This is a genomic window from Pseudomonas sp. SWRI111 (assembly GCF_014268555.1).
Classification (GTDB): Bacteria; Pseudomonadota; Gammaproteobacteria; order Pseudomonadales; family Pseudomonadaceae; genus Aquipseudomonas; species Aquipseudomonas hamedanensis.
The window spans coordinates 39,708-56,908 of record NZ_JABWQQ010000023.1 but is presented as its reverse complement, the minus strand read 5'-3'; the positions used below and the strand labels follow the sequence as shown (position 1 = coordinate 56,908).

Here is a 17,201-nt window from a genome sequence, read left to right as displayed (position 1 = left end):
CGCAAAAGACGCGAGATCCTATTCCGTGAGGTTCGCCGGCACAGGTCGGCGAACCAACCCAGTCCAGGTGCATGGCGCAATGACTTCTAACAACAAGCCCGCCACGGCGGTATCCGATCTGACGCTGAATCCTGCCGCCAACAGCGCTTCACCGTCCAGGCCATCGGTTCCCTCGCGCCCGCTGTCGACTCAGCAATACCTGTATTTCACTGAAACCAACACCGACCGCATCCTCGACAACCTCGACGGCCTGCGCGATTCGGTGTTCCCGCGCCCACCTCACCAGGAAGGCGACAACGAGCAGCACAACGATCAGGAATTCCCGTCGGTGTGCCTGATCGGTCTCGGTCGCTGCGGCTCCAACATCGCCCTGGATGTTGCGGAGCTGGTGTACAACGCGCGCAAGTTCTACCTCAACGAATTCAACAACGAAGACCGCCCGGCGGATCGGCGTCTGGCCGACAAGGGCTACAGCCCGGCGCAGTGGATCAAGAACAACCTGCGCATCGGCACCAGCAAATCAACCAAACCGGTGTTTCTGGTCGAACCGCTGGTGATGCTCGGCGACCTCGACAAGGACATCGCCGGACGCATCCGTTTCTCGCGCAAGGGCGAGAAAAGCGGCTTCCTGCGCGACTACAGCAAAATGAAAATCATGGACTTGTCCGAAGTCCACGCAGGTGGCGCCGGTAACGCGCCGATCCTTGGCCAGTACCTGGCGAAGATCATCCTCAACAAGGACACCCAGCGTTTCTCCAGCCCCGACTGGAAAATGATCCACTCGTACCTGATCGACAGCTGCGGCATCAAGGCCAACCAGTCACGCCTGTACTTTTCGATTTTCAGTGCCGGCGGCGGTACCGGTTCGGGCATGGCCTCGGAGTTCGGCCTGGCCCAGCAGCACTCGTACATGAACAAGACGTTCGACACCAAGCCGATGGATGAACACGACGGCAAGAGCGGCCATTCGTTTGTGTTCGAACCGATCTTCACCAGCGGCATCTGCGTGCTGCCGAATATTTCCGATCACCGCAGCGAAATGTCCGAGGCGCTGCACATCAACGCCGGGCGTTTGCTGTGCAAATACCTTTCGGAGGAATGGGACTTCTCCTACAACTTCGCCAACGAAGACAGCAGCGAAGCCAGCGTCATGGGCCGTATCCGCCCGTGGAACGCGATGATGCTGATCTCCAACGACATCATGCGTTACGCCGAAGAAAGCGATGACGGCAACATCCAGAACATTGATGTCAATGCGATGGAGAAGCACGCCAACCAGTATATCTCGCAGCAGATCTTCAACATTCTCACGGCGCAGGCCGTTACCACCGACTACGACCAGAACTACTTCCGCCGCGCCGGCATCGACATCGGCGAGACCATTCGCCTGGATGCCAACGATTTGTTCATGAGCCTGGCCGGCCCGGTGGCGATTGCCTACGCCGAATCGGTGGTGCCGGAAACGCCGCCGCCGAGCAGCGACAAGTTCAAGGTCTTCGATAAAGAGCCACAGCGTCTGAACATCGATGACCTGTTCTTCCGCTCGATCGACTTGCCGCACTTCAACAAGGTTACCCAAGCCATCGAAGGCATCAGTTTGTTGCCGATCGAATCCAAGCGTTATCGCGCCTCGCTGGAGCAGTACAAGAATTCTGGTTACGACGCGGCGGCCCTGCACGACCTGCACTTCTTCAAGAACTGCTCGTCGGTGGTCTCGATCGTCTCACTGCCGAAAGACTACAAGTTGTCGTACATGGACTTGAACCGGCTGAAAACCCACCTCAACAGCCTGTTCCCCAACACCACGCTCAAGCGTTACGCGCTGGTGATCGGCGCTTCGGCCAACCTGTCGCTGACCACACTGATTGCCAAGAGCCCGTGCCTGTCGGACGACTTCCTGACCCTGATCGTGGCGTTCATCAAGCGCTGCTTCGCGAAGAATCCGTACCGCTTCGACGAGACACTGGACAACTCGATTCTCGACTTCATCGTTCAAGAAGATTTTGACGAAGACCGCATCGACGAATTGCTCAACGAATTCGAGAACCCGGCGAAGATCCTCGATACCAACTGGTACGCGATCAAACCGATGTACGAGAAGAAATACCGCGAGCTGATCAACGACAAAGACAAGTTTGTCTCGATCAACGACATTCGTTTGTCCCGCGATTGCGTGAAGAAGTCGATCAAGTACCTGCGTGAGATCTACCGTCACCGGATTGGCAAGACCAAGGTTATTTCACTGAATAACCATACCGGGAAGACTTATTCGGTCTGATCAAAACCGAGTCGCCTCTATCGCGAGCAGGCTCACTCCTACATTTTGGAATGCGTTCCCCTGTAGGAGTGAGCCTGCTCGCGATGAGGCCCTTTCAAACACCGAAAATCTTGCTGAACCAACATTCAGAAACAATTAAGCGGCCCTCAAGCCGCTCAATAAACTGTTCCCGTTACGTTTACGTCACCGTGATGCGTGGTGTTTCTCTACGGCAACGTGCCATCACGCTACTCCGCTACACACTTGCGGCGCGACAAGGCAAGCACCAAAAAGGTGCAATCACTCAAGTCGCCGCCCTTTCCTGGATCAGAATCCACGGCGAAACCACCACCGCCCACAACTGTGGATCACGCTCGAAGATATCCAGCGCCCGCGTTTCAGACAGCTTGGCGACCTTGTCGTCGGCCAGCCAGGCCGCGACTTTCTCGCCTTCATCCGATGCCACGGCCTCGGCAGCGGCGATCAAATCCAGGTCAGGGTCGACCCACAATAGGGCACCCTTAGCGAAGAACGGCTCCAGCTCCTTCCAGGTAATAGATGCCGTTTCACCAAGCAGCTTGGCATAGAGGGTGCTAGGTTCTTGATTCATGGGAACTGTCCGGAAAAGAAATCGACGCGAATCATAAACGTTGGTGGTCCGTCAGAAAAACCCGGTTGCAAATGGCTGCACCGAACGAAAAGAGCAGGAACGCCAGGGAATGCTGCTGTTTAGGCTATATGCCTACGAATGCCCCGCCGCGATTCTGTCTTTTTCATTCAAAAATGCGACACCCCCAAGTTTTGCCCCGTGACGCCTGCTTCCCAGTTGAACAAGCGGCGCTCTACACTGTACCGGTACAGTTGCCGGGGGCATTTCCGGAGGGTATCGCAAAGATATCTGTCCCGGTTCTGCTGCTGCGGCGCCAGAACTCTAAAAAATACAACAGTAAGAGTGGAGCACTATGACTAAGGCTACTAAGCAGATTTCCAAACTGTTTGCCGCTATGGTTCTGGCCGGGGTTGCCAGCCATTCGTTCGCAGCTGACACCATCAAGATCGGTATCGCAGGTCCCAAGACCGGTCCAGTAGCCCAGTACGGCGACATGCAGTTCAGTGGCGCCAAAATGGCCATCGAGCAGATCAACGCCAAGGGCGGCGTCGACGGCAAGCAACTGCAAGCCGTTGAATACGACGATGCCTGCGATCCGAAACAAGCGGTTGCGGTAGCGAACAAGGTCGTCAACGACGGCGTCAAGTTCGTGGTCGGTCACCTGTGCTCCAGCTCCACTCAGCCGGCTTCGGATATCTACGAAGACGAAGGCGTGATCATGATCACCCCGGCCGCCACCAGCCCGGACATCACCGCCCGTGGCTACAAAATGATCTTCCGTACTATCGGTCTGGACAGCGCCCAGGGCCCTGCCGCCGGTAACTACATCGCCGATCACGTCAAACCGAAAGTGGTTGGCGTGCTGCACGACAAACAGCAATACGGTGAAGGCATCGCCACCGCCGTCAAATCGACCCTCGAGAAGAAAGGCACCAAGGTTGCCGTGTTCGAAGGCGTCAACGCCGGCGACAAAGACTTCTCGGCGATCATCGCCAAGCTCAAGCAAGCCGGCGTCGACTTCGTCTATTACGGCGGCTACCACCCGGAGCTGGGCCTGATCCTGCGCCAGGCTCAGGAAAAAGGCCTGAAAGCCCGTTTCATGGGTCCGGAAGGCGTGGGTAACGACTCGATCACCCAAATCGCCAAGGACGCGTCCGAAGGCCTGCTGGTGACCCTGCCAAAATCCTTCGACCAGGATCCGGCCAACGTCGCCCTGGCTGATGCGTTCAAAGCCAAGAAGGAAGACCCGAGCGGTCCGTTCGTGTTCCCGTCCTACTCGGCTGTGACCGTGATTGCCGAAGGCATCAAGGCTGCCAAGTCCGAAGACGCGACCAAAGTGGCTGAAGCCATCCACGCCGGTTCGTTCAAGACGCCGACTGGCGAGCTGAGCTTCGACGACAAGGGCGACCTGAAAGACTTCAAATTTGTAGTCTACGAGTGGCACAACGGCAAACCTAAAACCGAAGTTTCGCCTCAGTAAGGCCTTGCCTGACTGACTGCCAATAAAGCCCACGGCGTGCCGTGGGCTTTGTTTTACGAACGTATTGGGCCGCGCTGGCGTGATCCGCCAGTCTCCCCACCTGAAAATCTCAAAACCGTCATCAGCGGTTCGCTGGCAAAACCCGGATTCGAAGTGGATAAAGATCCACGGGGCCGGGCGGGAAAATGACTCCACCAGTGAAATGCGTATCAGGTTTTTAGGAGCGCTGTAATGCCTGACATCTATCACTTCTTCCAACAGCTGGTTAACGGCCTCAACGTTGGCAGCATGTATGCCCTGATCGCCATCGGCTACACGATGGTTTACGGCATCATTGGAATGATCAACTTCGCCCACGGCGAGGTGTACATGATCGGCTCCTACGTGGCGTTCATCGCCATTGCCGGACTGACCATGATGGGACTCGACAGTGTCCCGCTGTTGATGACCGCGGCGTTCATCGCCAGCATCGTCGTCACCAGTTCCTACGGTTACAGCATCGAACGGATCGCCTACCGCCCCCTGCGTGGCAGCAACCGTCTGATCCCGCTGATTTCTGCCATCGGTATGTCGATCTTCCTGCAGAACACCGTTCTGCTGGCGCAAGACTCCAAGGACAAAGCTATCCCCAACCTGATCCCGGGCAACTTCGCCTTCGGTCCAGGTGGCGCACAAGAAGTGCTGATTTCCTACATGCAGATCGTGGTGTTCGTAGTCACCCTGATCGCCATGCTCGGCCTGACCCTGTTCATCTCCCGTTCCCGCCTGGGCCGCGCCTGCCGCGCCTGTGCCGAGGACATCAAGATGGCCAACCTGCTCGGCATCAACACCAACAACATCATCGCCCTGACCTTCGTCATCGGTGCTGCGCTGGCAGCCGTTGCGGCTGTGCTGCTGAGCATGCAATACGGCGTGATCAACCCCAACGCCGGTTTCCTCGTCGGCCTCAAGGCCTTCACCGCTGCGGTACTGGGCGGCATCGGCAGCATCCCCGGGGCCATGCTCGGCGGGTTGGTGCTCGGTGTAGCGGAAGCGTTCGGTGCCGATATCTTCGGCGACCAGTACAAGGACGTCGTGGCGTTCGGCTTGCTGGTTCTGGTGCTGTTGTTCCGTCCGACCGGCATTCTGGGCCGTCCGGAGGTTGAGAAAGTATGACTAGGAATCTTAAACAGGCGCTGTTCAGTGCGCTCTTGGTTTGGGCAGTTGCGTATCCTGTGCTCGGACTGAAACTGACCATCGTCGGCATCAATCTGGAAGTGCACAACACCAGCCCTGCGGTACTCGCGACCATCGCGATCTGCTCGGTGCTGATGTTTTTGCGCGTGCTGTTCAACCAGCAGATCAGCAAGGCCTGGCGTTCTTCGCCGGGCATGCCGCTGATTCCGGCCAAGGCCAGCAACTTCCTGACCCTGCCCTCCACCCAGCGTTATTTCATCATTGGGCTGATTGTGCTGGCGCTGGTGTGGCCGTTCTTCGGCTCCCGTGGCGCGGTGGACATCGCCACGCTGATCCTGATCTACGTGATGCTCGGCCTCGGTCTGAACATCGTCGTCGGTCTGGCCGGTCTGCTTGACCTGGGTTACGTCGGCTTCTACGCCGTCGGCGCCTACAGCTACGCACTGCTGTCGCATTACTACGGCCTGAGTTTCTGGATCTGCCTGCCGATTGCCGGCCTGATGGCGGCGACGTTCGGCTTCCTGCTGGGCTTCCCGGTATTGCGTCTGCGCGGCGACTATCTGGCGATCGTGACCTTGGGCTTCGGCGAAATCATCCGTCTGTTCCTGCGTAACCTGACGGACATCACCGGCGGCCCGAACGGCATCAGCAACATCGAGAAACCGACATTCTTCGGCCTGACTTTCGAGCGTAAAGCGGCCGAAGGCCTGCAGACGTTCCATGAGTATTTCGGCCTGCAATACAACTCGATCAACAAGGTGATCTTCCTCTACCTCGTTGCCCTGTTGCTGGCGCTGGCAGCGCTGTTCGTCATCAACCGTTTGCTGCGCATGCCGATCGGCCGTGCCTGGGAAGCGCTGCGTGAAGATGAAATCGCCTGCCGTGCGCTGGGTCTGAACCCGACCGTGATCAAGCTTTCCGCGTTCACCCTGGGCGCCGCGTTTGCCGGTTTCGCCGGCAGCTTCTTCGCCGCGCGTCAGGGTCTGGTGACGCCCGAGTCGTTCACCTTCATCGAGTCGGCAATCATCCTCGCCATCGTCGTGTTGGGTGGGATGGGCTCGCAATTGGGTGTGATCCTGGCGGCGATCGTGATGATCCTGTTGCCGGAAATGATGCGTGAGTTCAGCGAATACCGCATGTTGATGTTCGGTGCGCTGATGGTGTTGATGATGATCTGGCGTCCACAAGGGCTGCTGCCGATGCAACGCCCACACATGGAGTTGCGCAAATGAGCCGCGAGATCCTTAAAGTCGAAAATCTGAGCATGCGCTTCGGCGGCTTGCTGGCGGTCAACGGCGTGGCGCTGACCGTCAAAGAGAAACAGGTTGTGGCGCTGATCGGGCCGAACGGCGCCGGCAAGACTACCGTGTTCAACTGCCTGACCGGTTTCTATCAGCCTACCGGCGGCAGCATCCTGCTCGACGGCGAGCCGATCCAGGGCCTGCCGGGCCACAAGATCGCCCTCAAAGGCGTGGTGCGTACGTTCCAGAACGTGCGTTTGTTCAAGGACATGACGGCGGTCGAGAACCTGTTGATCGCCCAGCACCGTCACCTGAACACCAACTTCCTCTCCGGCCTGTTCAAGACCCCGGCGTTCCGCAAAAGCGAGCGCGAGGCCATGGAATTTGCCGAGTACTGGCTGGAAAAGGTCAACCTCAAAGAGTTCGCCAATCGTACCGCCGGCACCCTCGCCTACGGCCAGCAACGGCGTCTGGAAATCGCCCGCTGCATGATGACCCGCCCGCGGATTCTCATGCTCGACGAACCGGCCGCCGGCCTGAACCCGAAGGAAACCGAAGACCTCAAGGCGCTGATCGGCGTGCTGCGTGAAGAGCACAACGTTACCGTGCTGCTGATCGAACACGATATGAAACTGGTCATGAGCATTTCCGACCACATCGTCGTGATCAACCAGGGCACGCCACTGGCCGACGGTACGCCGGAACAGATCCGCGACAATCCTGAAGTGATCAAAGCCTACCTGGGGGAAGCGTAAATGCTGCAGTTCGAAAACGTTTCCACCTTCTACGGCAAGATCCAGGCCCTGCACAGCGTCAATGTCGAAGTCCGTCAGGGCGAGATCGTCACGCTGATCGGCGCCAACGGTGCCGGCAAATCCACGCTGCTGATGACGCTGTGCGGTTCACCGCAGGCGCACAGCGGCAGCATCCGCTACATGGGTGAGGAACTGGTCGGCCAGGACTCGTCGCAGATCATGCGCAAGAGCATCGCCGTGGTCCCGGAAGGTCGTCGGGTGTTTGCCCGTCTGACCGTGGAAGAAAATCTGTCCATGGGCGGATTTTTCACCGACAAGGGCGACTATCAGGAACAGATGGACAAGGTCCTCGGACTTTTCCCACGCCTGAAAGAACGCTTCAACCAGCGCGGCGGCACCATGTCCGGCGGCGAACAGCAAATGCTCGCCATCGGCCGTGCGCTGATGAGCAAGCCCAAACTGCTGCTGCTCGACGAGCCGTCGCTGGGCCTGGCACCAATCATCATCCAGCAGATCTTCGACATCATCGAACAGCTGCGCAAGGACGGTGTGACCGTGTTCCTGGTCGAGCAGAACGCCAACCAGGCGCTGAAAATCGCCGACCGCGCCTACGTGCTGGAAAATGGTCGCGTGGTCATGCAAGGCACCGGTGAAGCGCTGCTAACCGACCCGAAAGTGCGCGAGGCGTATTTGGGCGGTTGAGGGATATCGCTAAATTAAAAACGGCCTTTGGGCCGTTTTTAATTTTAAAGCGAAGTTAAAACCAACGTGCGACTTAATAGTCATGAGCCAATCTGCGCTGTAACGTAGTCGACGGCTTGTTGAACAGTTGCGATGCCTTCGGCAGCGTCGTCTGGAATCTTTACATCAAACTCGTCCTCCATCGCCATAACCAACTCAACCACGTCCAAGGAGTCCGCTCCTAAATCGTCTGTAAAACTGGCAGGGCCTACAACTTCGTCCGACTCTACACCCAGATGATCTATAACAATTTTCCGTAACCGCTCTATTACAGTACCCATTCGATGCTCCTTAATTCCCGTCCGATGCCACTCTTTATTTCCTTGCAAACTCCCGCTTCAGTACAGCGTCTTGACAGGCTCCATAGCGTAACAAGGACCAATGACAAGGTTCATTTCTCAATCTTTGAAATAAGCGTTTCCTTGGCAGATAAAAGTCCGATAACCCTTAATAGGTTGTTCACCGCACGGAGCACCCCAATATCCTCAAGAGTGGCTTTTTTATTGAATATGCGTCGAAGACAAAAATACAACTGCATTTCCCCTAGTGCAGCGCCGTCATGAACCATATCCTCCTTGAGGATAATCCTGGCGTTGTCGTTAATCTTTTCTTCTAGATACTGTTCCAACTCAGCCTTTTTCATACATCTTCTCCTTGGTAGCTCGATGACAAGACTGAATATAACCCTCTAAAAAACGACCACCACTGTTATAAATGACAGTTTTTTAGACTCGTCGGCGATAAAAAAGGCTGTTATTACATCCGCTGCTCCTGAAATTAGTTGAGCAGGGCTGACAACTTCAGCCAAGTTATTCGAAATATTTGGCGCTCCCGAGGAATCTCTGTGGGAGCGGGCTTGCTCGCGAAAGCAGTGTGTCAGTTAACGAAGAGGTCGACTGATTCACCGCTTTCGCGAGCAAGCCCGCTCCCACAAGGGATAGCCGTGTCAGGAAAAATTCCGGAAAAGTTTTGCGCCCGCTGTAACGCATCGCTATGAGCTTTCTCTAGAGGGACAAGCAAGCGCAAACCGCTTGCAGAAACCCTGATAAATCTGGAGAAACATCATGACTGCGACTACCCGTACCCTGTCCGCCACCGCCCTGGCTCTGGCCCTCGGTTCTGCTCTGAGCATCGCCACTGTTTCCACCGCCCAAGCCGCCGATGCCAACATGGAAAAATGCTTCGGCGTGGCGCTGAAAGGCAAGAATGATTGCGCCGCAGGTGCAGGCACCACCTGTGCCGGCACGGCGAAAATGGACTATCAGGCCAACGCCTGGAAACTCGTTCCGAAAGGCACCTGCGTCACCACCGAAAGCAAAACCTCGCCGAGCGGTTTCGGTCAGCTCGAAGCCTTTAAAGCCAAGTCCTGATCGTTGGTCTGCCTGAGTGACGATCATGTTCAGTCATCGCCAACCGTCCCTGCCGCGCACTCAGGCCGCTCGCACCGAGCTCCCCGCCCGTGCCGGGCTGGGGCTCAAGACCGGGCACTTCCTTGAAGTGCTCGGTTCCATCCCCGACCTCGGTTTTTTCGAGGTCCACGCCGAAAACTACATGGTGGCCGGCGGCCCGTTTCATCATTTTCTCGGTTTGATCCGCGAACAGTACCCGTTGTCATTGCATGGCGTGGGGCTGTCGATCGGTGGCGAAGGTCCGCTCGACACCGGGCATCTCCAACGCCTCGCTGAGCTGATCGAGCGCTATCAACCACAATCCTTTTCCGAACACTTGGCCTGGTCGAGCCATGGCCCGGTGTTTCTGAATGATCTGCTGCCACTGGCCTATGACACGCCAACGCTGAATCGCGTCTGCGCGCACATCGATCAGGTGCAGAACACTCTGAAACGCCCGATGTTGCTGGAGAACCCGGCGACCTATCTGGCATTTCGGGATTCAACCCTCGACGAGGCGGACTTCATCAGCGAAGTGATCCGGCGCAGCGGCTGCGGCTTACTGCTCGATGTCAACAATGTCTACGTGTCGTGCGTCAACCATCAGCGTGATCCGCTGGCCTATCTCGACGCATTGCCGCTGCACGCCGTCGGCGAGATTCATCTGGCCGGTTTCGCTGAAGATTGCGACAACCTCGGCGATCGCTTGCTGATTGACGACCATGGGGCGCCGGTCGATCAGGCGGTCTGGCGCCTGTATCGACAAGTACTTGCGCGCATCGGCCCAGTGCCGACCCTGATCGAACGCGACAACCAGGTGCCAGCCTTCGACGTGTTGCTCGCCGAAGCGCAACAGGCCGAGGCGTTGTTGCGCCAGGCGGAGGGTGTACCATGAGCCGGCAAGCGGCCTTCGCCGCCGCGCTGCTCGACGTAAAACGGCCGTGTCCGGATGGCTTGTGCAGCCGCAACGGTGCCGACCCTGCCAGCCGTTTCGCGGTGTATCGCAATAATGTGCACAGTTCGTTGGTCAACGCCTTGGCTGAGAGTTATCCGGTGGTGGTGCAGTTGGTCGGCGAAGAATTCTTCCGCGCCATGGCAGGCGTGTTTGTTCAACGCCAGCCACCGCAGAGTCCGCTGATGAGCCGTTACGGCGACGGATTTGCCGACTTCATCGCCGGCTTCGAACCGATCGCCGGCGTACCTTATGTCGCCGATGTTGCACGCCTTGAGCATCTGCGCACCCTCGCCTATCACGCCGCGGATGCGCAGCCCGTCCGGCCCGACGACATCAGCGCCGCCCTCGCCAGCCCGCGGGCCTTGAGCGATCTGTATCTGAGGCTTCATCCGTCCGTGCACACGCTCGATTCAGCCTATGCGGTGGTCGCAATCTGGGCCGCGCATCAGCAGGCGCAGACCCTGGCGGGGATTGGCCTCAATCACGGTCAGCACGCCATGGTCCTGCGCAACGGACTGGACGTGGAAGTGTTTGCCGTTGAACCCGGCGCCACGATGTTTATCCGTCACCTGCTCAAGGGTCAGCCACTGCTCGCGGCGGTGGAAAACAGCCCGCCCTTCGACCTCGCACAGACCCTTGCCGTGCTGATTGCACACAACGCCATCGCTCGCCTGACTCACAAGGAAATGCCATGAACACTTTCATCCTGCGAGCCGTCGCGCTGCTGGAAAAAATCCCGCACAGCCTGATCGCTTTCATCGCCCGCTTCTCGATCGCCGCCGTGTTCTGGAAGTCCGGCCAAACCAAGGTCGAAGGACTGGCCATCGACCTGATCGACGGCACCTTTGAATTGGGCTGGCCTCGTTTGGCTGATTCGACGATTCCGCTGTTCCAGAGCGAATACAACCTGCCGCTGTTGTCACCCGAGATCGCGGCACACATGGCGGCGTTCGCCGAGCATGCTTTCCCGGTGCTGATTCTGATCGGCTTGGCCACACGGTTTTCGGCGCTCGCATTGCTCGGCATGACCTTGGTCATTCAGCTGTTTGTCTATCCGGATGCTTATCCGACTCATGGCACCTGGGCGGCGGTGTTGCTGTACTTGATGGCTAGCGGGCCGGGCAGATTGTCGATAGATAATCTGATTGCCCGCCGATTGCAAAGCTGACCTGAATTGTAGGAGTGAGCCTGCTCGCGATAGCGGTGTGTCAGTCGATCAATTTTTTACTGATCCACCGCTATCGCGAGCAGGCTCACTCCTACAAAAAGATTGCTTTCAGCGCTGGAGTCGATCCAGCGCCTCGCCACTGCGCTTGAACCATCCCATCAAATAATCCGCCAGCACCTGCGTGCGTTTCGGCAAGCCGCCCTGATACGGATGCACCAGATACATCGGCATGCGCCGCGTCTGATAATCGCGCAGCAACCAGCGCAAGCGGCCGTCAGCCAGTTCCGTTTGCAGAAGGTAGGAAGGCAATCGCGCAATGCCTGCGCCGGACAACGCGGCTTTTTTCAGCAAGTTGTAATGGTTGCTGGCGAAAGGGCCCGACACCCGCACCCGCAGCAATTCGTGCTGTTGGTGATACAGCCACTCCTCTCGCCCACTGTAGTGGCTATTGAGCAAGCAGCGATGTTCGGCCAGTGCCTGCGGTGTCGCCGGTTCGCCGAAACGTTCGAGATAGGCCGGGCTGGCGCAGGTCATTTCATGCCAGGCCAGCAGGGGTTTGGCCACCAGCCGATCATCATTGGCCACCTCGGCGCGGATCGCCAGATCAAAACCGTCGCGGGACAGATCGCGGTAACTGTTGTTCAACTCCAGTTCGATTTGCACCTCGGGATATTGCTGCGAAAACTCGAGCAACAAGCCATCGAAGAAGGTTTCACCCAGCGACACCGGAACGGTCATGCGCACCGGACCGGCCATGTCATCCTTCAAGCGCGCCAAGGCTTGTCGGGCGCGTTCGACCTGGACCACCAGCGCCTGAGCCTGCGGTAACAACGCCGCGCCCGCTGCCGTGAGACTCAAACGCCGGGTCGTGCGTTGCAGCAAAACCACGCTGAACTGCGCTTCGAGCTGACTGATGCGCTTGGACAACTGGCCCTTGCTGCAACCCAACTGCTGCGCGGCCAAGGTAAAACTGCCGGCCTCGATCAGCACGGCGAACGCGGCGAGATCATCCATTTCGCTCATCGATTGTTTCCATTTGAAAACCAAAGGTTGCCTATTAGTGCGCTTATCCGCAGGAAAAACCACTCTAGACTGAGGCCTCGTTCAATCACTTGGGGTACAGCTCGATGAAGATTCTGTTGATAGGCGCCAATGGCACCATCGGTTCGGCGGTGGACAAAGAATTGTCGCAACGTCACGAAGTCATTCGTATCGGCCGCAACAGCGGCGACTTGCGGGTGGATATCAGCGACAGCGCATCAATCCGCAAGCTGTTCGAACAGACCGGCAAATTCGATGCGCTGGTCTGCGCGGCGGGCAACGTCACCTTCGCAGCACTGGACGAGATGACTGAAGACAGCTTCGCCCTCGGCCTGAAAGACAAGCTGATGGGTCAGGTCAACCTGCTGCTGATTGGCCGCGAATTTGCCAACGACGGCGCCTCGTTCACCGTCACCACCGGCGTACTCAGCCATGATCCGATTCGCAGCGGTGCATCGGCAGCCTTGGTCAATGGCGCCCTCGACAGCTTCGTGCGCGCCGCCGCCATTGAACTGCCACGCGGCCTGCGGGTGAACTCGGTCAGCCCGACGGTTCTAACCGAAGCCCTGGGCAAATACGCGCCCTATTTCCGCGGCTTCAAACCGGTTCCTGCGGCGGAAGTCGCGTTGGCCTACGCCAAGAGTGTCGAAGGCCTGCAGACAGGTCAGACGTTTCACGTGGGCTAAGCCCTTGTGATGAACGGTCAGGCTGCGTAACGTGGCGACACTTGTCTGGAGAACCAAAGATGCGTGTCGCCCGTTCGTTAGTCCTCGTTGCCCTGCTGCCGATGTTTGCCGCCTGCCAATTGTTCGACGGCCAGCGCGAAAGCGTTTCACATGCCGGGCAGACGCGGATGCAGGGGCAGTTGACCGCCGCTGACGGCAAACTGCTGTTCCAGCCATGTCAGGATCAGCGCCAACTGGTGGTCAATGACAGCGGCGGCACCAGTATCCTGCAAGAGGCTGCGACCCTCGCCGACGAGCAGGGCAAACTGTTTGCCGATGTGCGCGGCAAGGTGTCTGGTGATCGCCTCGACCTGAGCCAGTTGTATCGCGTCGAACGCTCGGGCACGGCGTGCGATGACCCCAATTTCAAACTGCTGATCCTGCGTGCCGCAGGCGATGGCCCGCAGTGGAATGTGAAGGTCAGCGGCAAAGGCATGGTGATCGACCGCGAGGGCCAGCCGCCGCTCGCCGTGCCGTATGTGGAAGAACAACTGGGCGACGGCCGCTTCAATCTGAGCAGCGAAGCCAACAACCAGCGCATCGAATTATGGGTAGCGCCGCAGCGTTGCGTCGACAGCAGCACCGGCAGCGTGCAGCACATGAGCGCAGAACTGCGTATCGACGGTCAGGTGCAGCGCGGTTGCGGCTATTTCGGCGGCGCGCGTAACGACTGATCGTTTTTCCCCCACGGATCCGGTCGCGGCGGCTTATAATCGCCGCCTTCAAACGCCCTGGCGCAGTTGTGCGCCCCGCGAATCCGGATCCCCGCCATGTTACGAATCACTGAACTCAAGCTGCCAATCGACCATCCCGAAGAAGACCTGCGCGCCGCCATCGTGCAACGCCTGGGCATCGCCAGCGATGACTTGCTCGATTTCACCTTGTTCAAGCGCAGCTATGACGCGCGCAAAAAGTCCTCCGAACTGTGCTTCATCTACACCATCGACCTCAACGTACGCGACGAGGCCAAGGTGTTGGGCAAGTTCGCCGACGACCGTAACGTCAATGTGGCGCCGGATGTCAGCTACAAATTCGTCGGTCAGGCACCGAGCGATCCGGGCCAGCGGCCGATTGTCGTCGGTTTCGGCCCGTGCGGGATCTTCGCCGGGTTGCTGCTGGCGCAAATGGGCTTCAAGCCGATCATCCTCGAACGCGGCACCGAAGTGCGCCAGCGCACCAAGGACACCTGGGGCCTGTGGCGCAAAAGCGTGCTCAACCCCGAGTCCAATGTGCAATTCGGCGAAGGCGGCGCGGGGACGTTTTCCGACGGCAAGCTGTACAGCCAGATCAAGGACCCGAAGTTTCTCGGTCGCAAAGTCCTGCACGAATTCGTCAAGGCCGGCGCGCCGGAAGAAATCCTCTACGTCAGCAAGCCGCACATCGGTACGTTCCGCCTGACCGGCATGGTCGAAAACATGCGCGAGCAGATCCGTGAGATGGGCGGTGAAGTCCGTTTTCAGGAGCGTGTCACCGACGTGTTGATCGAAGACGGCCAACTGGTCGGCGTGCAACTGGCCAGCGGCGAAACCCTGCATTCGAAACACGTGGTCCTGGCCCTCGGCCACAGCGCCCGCGACACCTTCCGCATGCTCCACAGCCGTGGCGTGTTCATGGAAGCCAAGCCGTTTTCGGTGGGTTTCCGTATCGAACACCCGCAATCGCTGATCGACCGTGCGCGTCTGGGTAAATACGCCGGCCACCCGAAACTGGGCGCTGCCGACTACAAACTGGTACACCACGCCAAAAACGGCCGCTCGGTCTACAGCTTCTGCATGTGCCCGGGCGGCACTGTGGTGGCAGCGACGTCCGAGCCGAACCGCGTGGTCACCAACGGCATGAGCCAGTACTCGCGTAACGAGCGCAATGCCAACTCCGGCATCGTCGTTGGCATCACCCCGGAAGTCGATTATCCGGGCGGCCCGCTCGCCGGGATCGAGTTGCAAGAACGCCTGGAGTCCCACGCCTTCATCCTTGGCGGCAGCGACTACAAAGCCCCGGCACAACTGGTCGGCGATTTCATCAACGATATTCCTTCGACCGAACTGGGTGAAGTCGAGCCGTCGTACAAACCGGGCGTCGCCCTGGGCGACCTGGCGTTGGCGCTGCCGGACTTCGCGATCGAAGCGATTCGTGAAGCGTTGCCGGCGTTCGAAAAGCAGATTCGCGGCTACTCGCTGCACGATGCGGTACTGACCGGGATCGAGACACGCACCTCCTCGCCGCTGCGCATCACGCGTAACGAGTCGCTGCAGAGCATGAACGTCAAGGGCCTGTTCCCGGCCGGTGAAGGCGCGGGCTATGCCGGCGGGATTCTCTCGGCGGGTGTTGACGGGATTCGGATTGCCGAGGCTGTGGCGCGGGATATCCTTGGTCTCACTGACTAATCATCTGACACAACGCAAAACCCTGTGGGAGCGAGCCTGCTCGCGAAAGCTGCATTTCAATCGACGATGATGTTGAATGAAAAAATGCCTTCGCGAGCAGGCTCGCTCCCACAGTGGTTGCAGCGTTTGGCTTTAGATATTCGCCCGTAGCACTGAGGTCGGCAGCGCCTCCCCGCGCTCGGCACTCGCCGTCACTGCTTCGATCAATCCGTCCAACTCATACCCCTGCGCCTTCAACCACTCCTGGTCGTAATACGTATCGGCATACCGTTCGCCGCCATCGCACAGAATCGCCACGATCGACCCCGACTCCCCCGCCGCTTTCATCTGCTGCGCCGCCATCAGCGCGCCGATCAGATTGGTCCCGCTCGATCCACCGACATGCCGCCCGAGGCGCTGCGCCAGATAGTGCATGGCGGCCAGGGACAAGGCATCCGGCACCTTGACCATCGCGTCGATCACCTTGGGCAAGAACGACGCCTCCACCCGTGGCCGGCCGATGCCTTCAATGCGTGAGCCGCAGTCGAGTCGCAGGCTGGCGTCGCCTGTCTGATAAAAGTCGAAGAACACCGAACGCTCGGCGTCGGCGCACAGCACGCGGGTGCAGTGCTGGCGATAGCGCACGTAACGACCGAGGGTCGCGGTGGTGCCGCCGGTGCCCGGGCTGGAAATCAGCCAGCTCGGTTCCGGGTGTTTTTCATAGCGCATCTGCTGAAAGATGGACTCGGCAATGTTGTTGTTCGCTCGCCAGTCGGTGGCGCGCTCGGCGTAGGTGAACTGGTCGATGAAATGCCCGCCGTGCTCGCGTGCCAGACGCTCGGACTCGGCGTAGATCTGCGTCGGATCGTTCACCAGATGGCTTTGGCCGCCGTAAAAGGCGATCTGGGCTATCTTCTCTTTCGATGTGGTCGCCGGCATCACCGCAATGAACGGCAGACCAAGCATGCGGGCGAAGTACGCCTCGGAAATCGCCGTCGAGCCGCTGGATGCCTCGATCACCGGTGCGCCGGGCTTCAGCCAGCCGTTACACAGCGCATAGAGGAACAGCGAACGCGCCAGGCGATGCTTGAGGCTTCCGGTCGGATGGCTGGACTCGTCCTTGAAATACAGTTCGATGCCCGCAAAACCCGGCAGCGGCAAGGGAATCAGGTGGGTGTCGGCGCTGCGCTGGAAGTCCGCTTCGATGATGCGGATGGCTTCGCGGGCCCACTGTCGGTTGTCGCTCATGGTCTGGGTTCTCGTTGGATCAGGCAGGAGGTTGAACTCCTCGAAAGGCTTGT

General features: G+C 58.7%; 18 protein-coding genes. 13 read left to right on the top strand and 5 right to left on the bottom strand.

Features of this window, described 5'->3' with window-relative positions; all coding sequences use genetic code 11:
- The first annotated feature begins 79 nt into the window (after positions 1 to 79).
- Positions 80 to 2,278, top strand: coding sequence for a hypothetical protein (locus HU755_RS22735; protein ID WP_186636746.1), 2,199 nt, complete (start codon positions 80 to 82; stop codon positions 2,276 to 2,278).
- Positions 2,279 to 2,561: 283 nt separating this feature from the next.
- On the opposite strand, the gene HU755_RS22730 is transcribed toward HU755_RS22735, so the two are convergent.
- Complete coding sequence (locus HU755_RS22730) at positions 2,562 to 2,867, bottom strand: DUF2288 domain-containing protein (RefSeq protein ID WP_186552002.1); 306 nt, start codon at positions 2,865 to 2,867, stop codon at positions 2,562 to 2,564.
- A gap of 352 nt (positions 2,868 to 3,219) precedes the next feature.
- On the opposite strand from HU755_RS22730, the gene HU755_RS22725 reads away from it, so the two are divergent.
- The 5 genes from HU755_RS22725 (at position 3,220) to HU755_RS22705 (ending at position 8,221) form a co-directional block, all read left to right on the top strand.
- Positions 3,220 to 4,347 (top strand): branched-chain amino acid ABC transporter substrate-binding protein, encoded by a 1,128-nt coding sequence (locus tag HU755_RS22725; RefSeq protein WP_186552003.1) that lies wholly within the window; start codon positions 3,220 to 3,222, stop codon positions 4,345 to 4,347.
- A 231-nt stretch (positions 4,348 to 4,578) separates the two neighbouring features.
- Positions 4,579 to 5,502 (top strand): high-affinity branched-chain amino acid ABC transporter permease LivH, encoded by a 924-nt coding sequence (livH, locus tag HU755_RS22720; protein ID WP_186552004.1) that lies wholly within the window; start codon positions 4,579 to 4,581, stop codon positions 5,500 to 5,502.
- Positions 5,499 to 6,755 (top strand): high-affinity branched-chain amino acid ABC transporter permease LivM, encoded by a 1,257-nt coding sequence (locus HU755_RS22715; protein WP_186552005.1) that lies wholly within the window; start codon positions 5,499 to 5,501, stop codon positions 6,753 to 6,755. The genes livH and HU755_RS22715 overlap by 4 nt, the downstream gene beginning before the upstream one ends.
- Positions 6,752 to 7,519: a high-affinity branched-chain amino acid ABC transporter ATP-binding protein LivG gene (livG, locus tag HU755_RS22710; RefSeq protein WP_016771357.1), complete on the top strand. Its 768-nt coding sequence runs from the start codon at positions 6,752 to 6,754 to the stop codon at positions 7,517 to 7,519. Before HU755_RS22715 ends, livG begins: the two co-directional genes overlap by 4 nt.
- Positions 7,520 to 8,221: an ABC transporter ATP-binding protein gene (locus HU755_RS22705; RefSeq protein ID WP_003222380.1), complete on the top strand. Its 702-nt coding sequence runs from the start codon at positions 7,520 to 7,522 to the stop codon at positions 8,219 to 8,221.
- Between the two features lie 80 nt (positions 8,222 to 8,301).
- On the opposite strand, the gene HU755_RS22700 is transcribed toward HU755_RS22705, so the two are convergent.
- Both HU755_RS22700 and HU755_RS22695 read right to left on the bottom strand, forming a co-directional pair.
- The gene (locus tag HU755_RS22700) at positions 8,302 to 8,541 is read right to left on the bottom strand and encodes an acyl carrier protein (RefSeq protein WP_186636744.1); all 240 of its coding nucleotides are present in this window, start codon (positions 8,539 to 8,541) and stop codon (positions 8,302 to 8,304) included.
- A gap of 110 nt (positions 8,542 to 8,651) precedes the next feature.
- The gene (locus HU755_RS22695) at positions 8,652 to 8,903 is read right to left on the bottom strand and encodes a hypothetical protein (protein WP_186636741.1); all 252 of its coding nucleotides are present in this window, start codon (positions 8,901 to 8,903) and stop codon (positions 8,652 to 8,654) included.
- A gap of 421 nt (positions 8,904 to 9,324) precedes the next feature.
- Between HU755_RS22695 and HU755_RS22690 the strand changes: the two genes are divergently transcribed.
- Genes HU755_RS22690 through HU755_RS22675 form a run of 4 tightly spaced genes read left to right on the top strand, consistent with a single transcriptional unit; the run spans position 9,325 to position 11,771 of the window.
- The gene (locus HU755_RS22690; RefSeq protein WP_186636738.1) at positions 9,325 to 9,630 is read left to right on the top strand and encodes a DUF2282 domain-containing protein; all 306 of its coding nucleotides are present in this window, start codon (positions 9,325 to 9,327) and stop codon (positions 9,628 to 9,630) included.
- A 25-nt stretch (positions 9,631 to 9,655) separates the two neighbouring features.
- Positions 9,656 to 10,543: a DUF692 domain-containing protein gene (locus tag HU755_RS22685; RefSeq protein ID WP_186636735.1), complete on the top strand. Its 888-nt coding sequence runs from the start codon at positions 9,656 to 9,658 to the stop codon at positions 10,541 to 10,543.
- Positions 10,540 to 11,298: a DUF2063 domain-containing protein gene (locus tag HU755_RS22680; RefSeq protein ID WP_186636732.1), complete on the top strand. Its 759-nt coding sequence runs from the start codon at positions 10,540 to 10,542 to the stop codon at positions 11,296 to 11,298. Before HU755_RS22685 ends, HU755_RS22680 begins: the two co-directional genes overlap by 4 nt.
- The gene (locus HU755_RS22675; protein ID WP_186636729.1) at positions 11,295 to 11,771 is read left to right on the top strand and encodes a DoxX family protein; all 477 of its coding nucleotides are present in this window, start codon (positions 11,295 to 11,297) and stop codon (positions 11,769 to 11,771) included. Before HU755_RS22680 ends, HU755_RS22675 begins: the two co-directional genes overlap by 4 nt.
- Before the next feature lie 108 nt (positions 11,772 to 11,879).
- Here HU755_RS22675 and HU755_RS22670 read toward each other — a convergent pair whose 3' ends face one another.
- The gene (locus HU755_RS22670) at positions 11,880 to 12,794 is read right to left on the bottom strand and encodes a LysR family transcriptional regulator (RefSeq protein WP_186636727.1); all 915 of its coding nucleotides are present in this window, start codon (positions 12,792 to 12,794) and stop codon (positions 11,880 to 11,882) included.
- A gap of 104 nt (positions 12,795 to 12,898) precedes the next feature.
- Between HU755_RS22670 and HU755_RS22665 the strand changes: the two genes are divergently transcribed.
- The 3 genes from HU755_RS22665 to HU755_RS22655 all read left to right on the top strand — a co-directional run bounded on the left by HU755_RS22665 (position 12,899) and on the right by HU755_RS22655 (position 15,921).
- Positions 12,899 to 13,498: a short chain dehydrogenase gene (locus tag HU755_RS22665; protein ID WP_186636725.1), complete on the top strand. Its 600-nt coding sequence runs from the start codon at positions 12,899 to 12,901 to the stop codon at positions 13,496 to 13,498.
- Positions 13,499 to 13,557: 59 nt separating this feature from the next.
- Positions 13,558 to 14,211, top strand: coding sequence for a COG3650 family protein (locus tag HU755_RS22660; protein ID WP_186636713.1), 654 nt, complete (start codon positions 13,558 to 13,560; stop codon positions 14,209 to 14,211).
- Between the two features lie 96 nt (positions 14,212 to 14,307).
- Positions 14,308 to 15,921 carry an NAD(P)/FAD-dependent oxidoreductase gene (locus HU755_RS22655; RefSeq protein WP_186636709.1) on the top strand — a complete coding sequence of 538 codons (1,614 nt, stop codon included), beginning with the start codon at positions 14,308 to 14,310 and terminating at the stop codon, positions 15,919 to 15,921.
- 132 nt (positions 15,922 to 16,053) lie between these two features.
- Here HU755_RS22655 and HU755_RS22650 read toward each other — a convergent pair whose 3' ends face one another.
- The gene (locus tag HU755_RS22650; RefSeq protein WP_186636705.1) at positions 16,054 to 17,148 is read right to left on the bottom strand and encodes a PLP-dependent cysteine synthase family protein; all 1,095 of its coding nucleotides are present in this window, start codon (positions 17,146 to 17,148) and stop codon (positions 16,054 to 16,056) included.
- Positions 17,149 to 17,201: the final 53 nt, after the last annotated feature.

Coding starts and splice junctions, on each gene's coding strand:
- HU755_RS22705 (WP_003222380.1), top strand. CDS start 7,520: ATGCTGCAGTTCGAAAACGTTTCCACCTTCTACGGCAAGATCCAGGCC.
- HU755_RS22725 (WP_186552003.1), top strand. CDS start 3,220: ATGACTAAGGCTACTAAGCAGATTTCCAAACTGTTTGCCGCTATGGTT.
- HU755_RS22660 (WP_186636713.1), top strand. CDS start 13,558: ATGCGTGTCGCCCGTTCGTTAGTCCTCGTTGCCCTGCTGCCGATGTTT.
- HU755_RS22670 (WP_186636727.1), bottom strand. CDS start 12,794: ATGAGCGAAATGGATGATCTCGCCGCGTTCGCCGTGCTGATCGAGGCC.
- HU755_RS22655 (WP_186636709.1), top strand. CDS start 14,308: ATGTTACGAATCACTGAACTCAAGCTGCCAATCGACCATCCCGAAGAA.
- HU755_RS22690 (WP_186636738.1), top strand. CDS start 9,325: ATGACTGCGACTACCCGTACCCTGTCCGCCACCGCCCTGGCTCTGGCC.
- livH (WP_186552004.1), top strand. CDS start 4,579: ATGCCTGACATCTATCACTTCTTCCAACAGCTGGTTAACGGCCTCAAC.
- HU755_RS22675 (WP_186636729.1), top strand. CDS start 11,295: ATGAACACTTTCATCCTGCGAGCCGTCGCGCTGCTGGAAAAAATCCCG.
- livG (WP_016771357.1), top strand. CDS start 6,752: ATGAGCCGCGAGATCCTTAAAGTCGAAAATCTGAGCATGCGCTTCGGC.
- HU755_RS22685 (WP_186636735.1), top strand. CDS start 9,656: ATGTTCAGTCATCGCCAACCGTCCCTGCCGCGCACTCAGGCCGCTCGC.
- HU755_RS22680 (WP_186636732.1), top strand. CDS start 10,540: ATGAGCCGGCAAGCGGCCTTCGCCGCCGCGCTGCTCGACGTAAAACGG.
- HU755_RS22650 (WP_186636705.1), bottom strand. CDS start 17,148: ATGAGCGACAACCGACAGTGGGCCCGCGAAGCCATCCGCATCATCGAA.
- HU755_RS22735 (WP_186636746.1), top strand. CDS start 80: ATGACTTCTAACAACAAGCCCGCCACGGCGGTATCCGATCTGACGCTG.
- HU755_RS22665 (WP_186636725.1), top strand. CDS start 12,899: ATGAAGATTCTGTTGATAGGCGCCAATGGCACCATCGGTTCGGCGGTG.
- HU755_RS22715 (WP_186552005.1), top strand. CDS start 5,499: ATGACTAGGAATCTTAAACAGGCGCTGTTCAGTGCGCTCTTGGTTTGG.
- HU755_RS22730 (WP_186552002.1), bottom strand. CDS start 2,867: ATGAATCAAGAACCTAGCACCCTCTATGCCAAGCTGCTTGGTGAAACG.
- HU755_RS22695 (WP_186636741.1), bottom strand. CDS start 8,903: ATGAAAAAGGCTGAGTTGGAACAGTATCTAGAAGAAAAGATTAACGAC.
- HU755_RS22700 (WP_186636744.1), bottom strand. CDS start 8,541: ATGGGTACTGTAATAGAGCGGTTACGGAAAATTGTTATAGATCATCTG.